Source organism: Granulicatella balaenopterae, assembly GCF_900111135.1.
Taxonomy (GTDB): domain Bacteria; phylum Bacillota; class Bacilli; order Lactobacillales; family Aerococcaceae; genus Granulicatella; species Granulicatella balaenopterae.
This window is the reverse complement of sequence record NZ_FOGF01000062.1, coordinates 1-5,474: the sequence shown is the minus strand read 5'-3', so window position 1 is coordinate 5,474 and position 5,474 is coordinate 1. Positions and strand designations below refer to the sequence as shown.

Annotated in this window: 8 protein-coding genes and 1 other annotated feature; all 8 genes read left to right on the top strand. The window is 33.4% G+C overall.

Going from position 1 to position 5,474, the window contains the following annotated elements; translation table 11 throughout:
* Window positions 1-3 precede the first annotated feature (3 nt).
* The 8 genes from BMX09_RS10545 (at window position 4) to rpmA (ending at window position 5,220) form a co-directional block, all read left to right on the top strand.
* The gene (locus BMX09_RS10545; protein WP_407645262.1) at window positions 4-147 is read left to right on the top strand and encodes a zinc ribbon domain-containing protein; all 144 of its coding nucleotides are present in this window, start codon (window positions 4-6) and stop codon (window positions 145-147) included.
* Between the two features lie 349 nt (window positions 148-496).
* On the top strand, window positions 497-1,192 hold the full coding sequence (locus BMX09_RS09460) for a response regulator transcription factor (protein WP_089748033.1): 696 nt from the start codon (window positions 497-499) through the stop codon (window positions 1,190-1,192).
* A 12-nt stretch (window positions 1,193-1,204) separates the two neighbouring features.
* On the top strand, window positions 1,205-2,704 hold the full coding sequence (locus BMX09_RS09455; protein ID WP_245711166.1) for a sensor histidine kinase: 1,500 nt from the start codon (window positions 1,205-1,207) through the stop codon (window positions 2,702-2,704).
* 29 nt (window positions 2,705-2,733) lie between these two features.
* Window positions 2,734-3,009: an acylphosphatase gene (locus BMX09_RS09450; protein ID WP_089748031.1), complete on the top strand. Its 276-nt coding sequence runs from the start codon at window positions 2,734-2,736 to the stop codon at window positions 3,007-3,009.
* Window positions 3,010-3,072: 63 nt separating this feature from the next.
* Window positions 3,073-4,014 carry a membrane protein insertase YidC gene (yidC, locus tag BMX09_RS09445; protein ID WP_089748029.1) on the top strand — a complete coding sequence of 314 codons (942 nt, stop codon included), beginning with the start codon at window positions 3,073-3,075 and terminating at the stop codon, window positions 4,012-4,014.
* Window positions 4,015-4,167: 153 nt separating this feature from the next.
* Window positions 4,168-4,242 (top strand) — a sequence feature (ribosomal protein L21 leader region).
* 16 nt (window positions 4,243-4,258) lie between these two features.
* Window positions 4,259-4,567 carry a 50S ribosomal protein L21 gene (rplU, locus tag BMX09_RS09440; RefSeq protein ID WP_089748027.1) on the top strand — a complete coding sequence of 103 codons (309 nt, stop codon included), beginning with the start codon at window positions 4,259-4,261 and terminating at the stop codon, window positions 4,565-4,567.
* A gap of 6 nt (window positions 4,568-4,573) precedes the next feature.
* On the top strand, window positions 4,574-4,906 hold the full coding sequence (locus BMX09_RS09435; RefSeq protein ID WP_089748026.1) for a ribosomal-processing cysteine protease Prp: 333 nt from the start codon (window positions 4,574-4,576) through the stop codon (window positions 4,904-4,906).
* A gap of 20 nt (window positions 4,907-4,926) precedes the next feature.
* Window positions 4,927-5,220: a 50S ribosomal protein L27 gene (gene rpmA, locus BMX09_RS09430; RefSeq protein WP_089748024.1), complete on the top strand. Its 294-nt coding sequence runs from the start codon at window positions 4,927-4,929 to the stop codon at window positions 5,218-5,220.
* Window positions 5,221-5,474: the final 254 nt, after the last annotated feature.

The following is a 5,474-nucleotide window of genomic DNA, read 5'->3' as shown; positions in this document are numbered from 1 at the left end:
CAAATTTGTAGCCATTGTGGCAATAGAAAACAGCTCAACCTAACTGATAGAACATATTATTGTGAATGTGGTCTTGAGTTAGATAGAGATATAAACGCTACACTGAATATAAAAAATGAAGGACTTAGAATCCTCATGAGTGCATAATAAAAAATAGATTATAGTAGGGTAGGAACTACCCAAACTTATACGCTTGTGGACTTTTTGTAAGACGGAGGAATAATCAATTAGATTAGGAAACGCAGGAGAGGATGAAACAAGAAGCACCTAAGCTTTAGCTGAGTGTGTAGTTCACTCGTTAAGCTCTATCCTAAGACTATTGAGAAACAGTACCTGAATGTGTTATTATGATTATGAACTTTGTCTTAGAAAAAAATAAGTATTTTATCATAAAAATGTATATCCACTTAGCAATAACAAATAGATTTGTGATAGAAGTGAATAAGTAAAACAAAGCGCTATTAAAATGATAGGGAATAGAAAAAGGAGAATAACAATGACTCGTAAACAAAGAATTTTAATTATAGAAGATGAAAAGAATTTATCAAGATTTGTTGAGTTAGAATTGCAACACGAAGGTTATGAAACAGGTGTCTGTTATGATGGTCGTAGTGGGTTACAATCAGCATTAGATGAAGATTGGGATGCCATTCTTTTAGATTTAATGTTACCAGAATTGAATGGTCTAGAATTTGTTCGTCGATTCCGTCCAATGAAAGATACACCGATTATTATTATGACTGCACGTGATTCTGTAATGGATCGTGTATCAGGTTTGGATCAAGGTGCGGATGATTATGTTGTCAAACCATTTGCTATTGAAGAATTATTAGCAAGATTACGTGCTTTATTCCGTCGTGTAGATATTGATAAGGATGTTCGTAAACGCAAGCAGACAAAGGTTGAATATCGTGATTTAGTGATTGAAAAAGAAAATCGTACTGTGAAACGTGCGGGTGAAGTTATTGCATTAACCAAACGTGAATATGAATTGTTATTAATGTTAATGGAAAATATTAATGTTGTATTATCACGTGAAGTGTTATTGAACCAAGTCTGGGGTTATAAAATGGAAGTAGAAACCAATGTCATTGATGTCTATATTAGATATTTAAGAAATAAAATTGACTATCCAAATCAAGAAAGTTATATCCAAACTGTTCGTGGTACAGGCTATGTAATGCGTCAATAGGAGGAATAACAGTTGAAGCATTTAAAAAAGCATAAAGAAAAAGTGGTCTATCGCTCAGTCGTTAATAAATGGTGGCTAATTATCGTTGCAACAATCTTTACATTATTATCAGTTTCACTATATATATTAGTCGTTGGAGTAATTCGACAAGAACAAAATAATAAAATTGAACAAAATAAGCAGTATACACAGGCGGTTATAGAAGTGTTAGCGGAGGGTGATCAAGTCTTAACGCCCGAAATTGTTGTAAATAGTTTGGAAAAAGCCTATACTTATCGACCTAAAAATAATGTCTATAGTCAGATTATTGCAGCGGATGCAATGATTTCCTCGGATGTTGATTTGCAAGTGTATAATACTTCAAAAGAGCGCTTATTTCAAACTCAAAATTGGTATTACCCAACACGTTTAGAAGCAGATTTTTTTAATGATTATGTTCAATTAGAACGAGGAAAATTTGAGATTCAAAGTGGAGGACCTGTATTTTCAAAAGATGATCGTGTTTTATTGGGATATGTCTATATTACCAACCGCTTAACTCATTTTCAAAAAATGAAGTCGCAAGTATATTATACTTTTTTTAAATTATTACTAATTATTTTTATCATTACAATAATTATTGGACGGATTTTAGCGAAAAGAATGTTTATTCCAATTCGTAATATTCAAACAGTTATTTCGACGATTAATGATGAGAATATTTCTATTAAGCGTTTAGAAGTACCAAATACAAATGATGAATTAGCTTTAGTGGCTATTCGTTTTAATGAATTATTAGATAAGATTACCTTTTATATTGATCAGCAAAAGCAATTTGTAGAAGATGTTTCGCATGAATTACGAACTCCGGTGGCTATTGTGGAAGGACATTTAAGTTTGTTGAATCGTTGGGGAAAAGATGATCCTGTTATTTTGGAAGAATCCCTTGCCTCTTCACTGGCAGAATTACAGCGAATGAAAAATTTAGTTCAAGAGATGCTTGATTTATCACGAGCTCCAGAAATTAGTGAACAATATAAAGATTCAGAAACTAATGTCTATGAGGCAGTACAAACTGTAGTTAATAATTTTATTGTTTTGTATGAAGATTTTGAATTTATTTTTGATACGGATTTGCCGTATGAATTGGTGTGTCCGATATATTTGAACCATTTTGAGCAAATTCTCATTATTTTAATGGATAATGCTGTGAAGTATTCGCTAGACCGTAAAGAAATTATTGTCAGCTTATCACGTAATACGAATGATGTTGAAATAAATATTCAAGATTTTGGGATGGGCATGTCAGAAGAAAATCGTAAAAAAGTTTTTTCTCGTTTTTATCGGGTTGATAAAGCAAGATCACGTGAGCGTGGTGGGAATGGCTTAGGTTTATCGATTGCTAAGGAATTGGTTGAAAGTTATGGTGGTTCAATCGAGGTTAATAGTGTCTTAAATAGTGGATCTGTTTTCCGAATTAAATTACCAGTCAAACGCGAATTAAAAGATATAGAGATTATCAAACAATACTAAATTCAATAATAATCTAAGGGGGTGTTAAAATGAAGACAATCAAAATAGGCGTTAAAGGACGTGTTCAAGGAGTTGGTTTTCGTTTTTTCACAAAGCAATTAGCGGATTTATTGAACATAAAAGGAACGGTTAAAAATAAATTTGACGGGTCAGTAGAAGTTCTTGCCCAATCAAATAACGAAGAAAAGTTAGACCGTTTTATTGAAAGAGTAAAAGAGTCCCCTGCACCATATGGGAAAGTTACGGGCTATACTTTAGAAGAAATCAATCAAGAATCATACCAAGATTTCCAGATTATAAATTGATTCAAATTCTAAAATGAAGTACAATAATAAAGTGTCATATTATCTGAAAAAGGAAGGGAATTCATGAATTTAAAAAAATTATCTAAAATAACAGCTCTAGTTTTATTATCATCAATCTTTTTAGTTGGATGTGTAAAAATGGATGCAAATGGTCAACCGACTGGAATGGTCTATGAATGGTTAGCCGTACCAATGGAGAATATTTTGGTCGGTTTAGCAGGTGTCTTTGGTAGTTATGGTGTATCGATTATTGTTGTATCAATTGTCGTTCGTATGTTGATGATGCCATTAACATTTTCACAATCTAAAAAAATGTTAGTACAACAAGAAAAAATGGCAAAATTAAAACCATATGTCGATGCGATTCAAGAGCGTGCAAAACTTGCAGAAACACAAGAAGAAAAAATGGCTATTCAACAAGAACAAATGGAATTATACCGTTTGAATAATGTTAGTTTAGCAGGTGGTATGGGATGTTTACCATTATTAATCCAACTTCCAATTTTTAGTGCTTTATATACAGCAATTCGTTATTCTGCTGAAATTAAAGAGGCTTCATTTATGGGGATTTCTTTAGGAGAACCTTATATTATCTTAGCTTTTGTTACGGCAGCAATTTATTTAGTGCAATCTTATGTAGCTCAATCAGTTATGGAAGGGCAACAAAAAGATCAAATGAAGAAAATGATGTATATGACTCCAATTATGATGTTAATGGTTACAATGTCGGCTCCGGCTGGGGTAGGATTTTATTTTGTAGCAGGTGGTGTTTGGGCAATTATTCAAACATGGATTCAAAATACATTTATCCGTCCAAAAGTTAAAGCAGAAATCGATCAAGAATTAACTGGTAAAGAAGTGGTGGTACCGAATCGTCGTGGTTCAGCTCGACCTGTTAAACAAGCACGTCCCGTAAAACCAACACAAGCCATCAAATCAGAAACATTTAGCCAAAAAAATAAAAAAAATAAAGGTAGAAATGCCGGAAAACAAAATAAAAAATAATTAAATATCAAAAAAACTGCAGATAGGATTCCTACTGCGGTTTTTTTGTGGTATGCTATTAGAAAGACTAAAAATATCTATCAATAAATAGTTAAAAACTATTGACGTCAAGTCGTGTTTTTGATAGAATAATGATGTTGTAATTGTGAAGCACCACAGCTACAACCGCACGATTTTGAGTTATAAGTCCCGAAAAGGCACTCTTAATTGGCGAGTCTTAGTCTAAAAAAATAGGAGGTGCAATATGTACGCAATCGTTAAAACTGGTGGTAAACAAGTAAAAGTTGAAGTTGGTCAAGCAATCTACGTTGAAAAATTAAACGCAGAAGCTGGTGAAACTGTAACTTTTGATGAAGTAGTATTTGTAGGTGGAGAAGACGTTAAAGTCGGAGCTCCATTCGTAGCAGGCGCAACTGTTGAAGGAACTGTTGAAAAACACGGCCGTCAAAAGAAAGTTGTAACTTTCAAATACAAACGTCGTAAAGACTCACACCGTAAACAAGGTCACCGTCAACCATATACAAAAGTTGTTATCAACGCAATCAACGCTTAATCAATTATGATTAAAGTTCATGTAAAACAACAAAATGACGAAATAGTTAGCATTACCGTAACAGGCCATGCCGGTTTCGCTGAACATGGGGAAGATATCGTATGTGCAGCAGTTTCTGCTTTAACAACGAATACTGTTAATGGAATTGATCGACTAGCAAACTTTCAGCCAATCGTTGAAGTTGATCAAGTCGAGGGCGGCTATTTATACGTGGAAATGAGAACTGATATTTCATCAGAACAATTCTCAATTGCACAATTATTATTAAAGAATTTAATTTATGGACTAACAGATATTGAAACTCAATATCCTCAGTTTATAAACATCGAGAGAACATAAACCCAAGGAGGTGCAACCAAATGTTATTACAATTGAATTTACAATTATTCGCCCACAAAAAAGGTGGTGGTTCTACATCAAACGGACGTGACTCAGAATCAAAACGTTTAGGAGCTAAACGTGCTGATGGTCAATTCGTTTCAGGAGGATCAATCTTATACCGTCAACGTGGAACAAAAATCCACCCAGGCGCTAACGTAGGACGTGGAGGCGACGACACTTTATTCGCTAAAGTTGACGGCGTTGTTCGTTTCGAACGTAAAGGTCGCGATAAAAAACAAGTATCTGTATACCCAGTAGCAGCTGCTGAATAATATTTTTATTTGACGATTAATAGGCTACCAAGTAATTGGTGGTCTTTTTTTGGTTCTACAATAAATGATGTTGTTGAAGAAATTTTTCAATGGCATCATTTATTTTTTTATACACAAAAAGCATCTGATGCCCTATAATAAAATCGACTAAAACTTTATAAAGGAGGGCTTCAGATGCCTAATAGTAATTGTATACGAACTTTATTAAATATTCCAGATAAAAATATCATTTTTGATAATAATTCAGTATCCAA

Coding starts and splice junctions, on each gene's coding strand:
- rpmA (WP_089748024.1), top strand. CDS start 4,927: ATGTTATTACAATTGAATTTACAATTATTCGCCCACAAAAAAGGTGGT.
- BMX09_RS09435 (WP_089748026.1), top strand. CDS start 4,574: ATGATTAAAGTTCATGTAAAACAACAAAATGACGAAATAGTTAGCATT.
- rplU (WP_089748027.1), top strand. CDS start 4,259: ATGTACGCAATCGTTAAAACTGGTGGTAAACAAGTAAAAGTTGAAGTT.
- BMX09_RS09450 (WP_089748031.1), top strand. CDS start 2,734: ATGAAGACAATCAAAATAGGCGTTAAAGGACGTGTTCAAGGAGTTGGT.
- BMX09_RS09460 (WP_089748033.1), top strand. CDS start 497: ATGACTCGTAAACAAAGAATTTTAATTATAGAAGATGAAAAGAATTTA.
- yidC (WP_089748029.1), top strand. CDS start 3,073: ATGAATTTAAAAAAATTATCTAAAATAACAGCTCTAGTTTTATTATCA.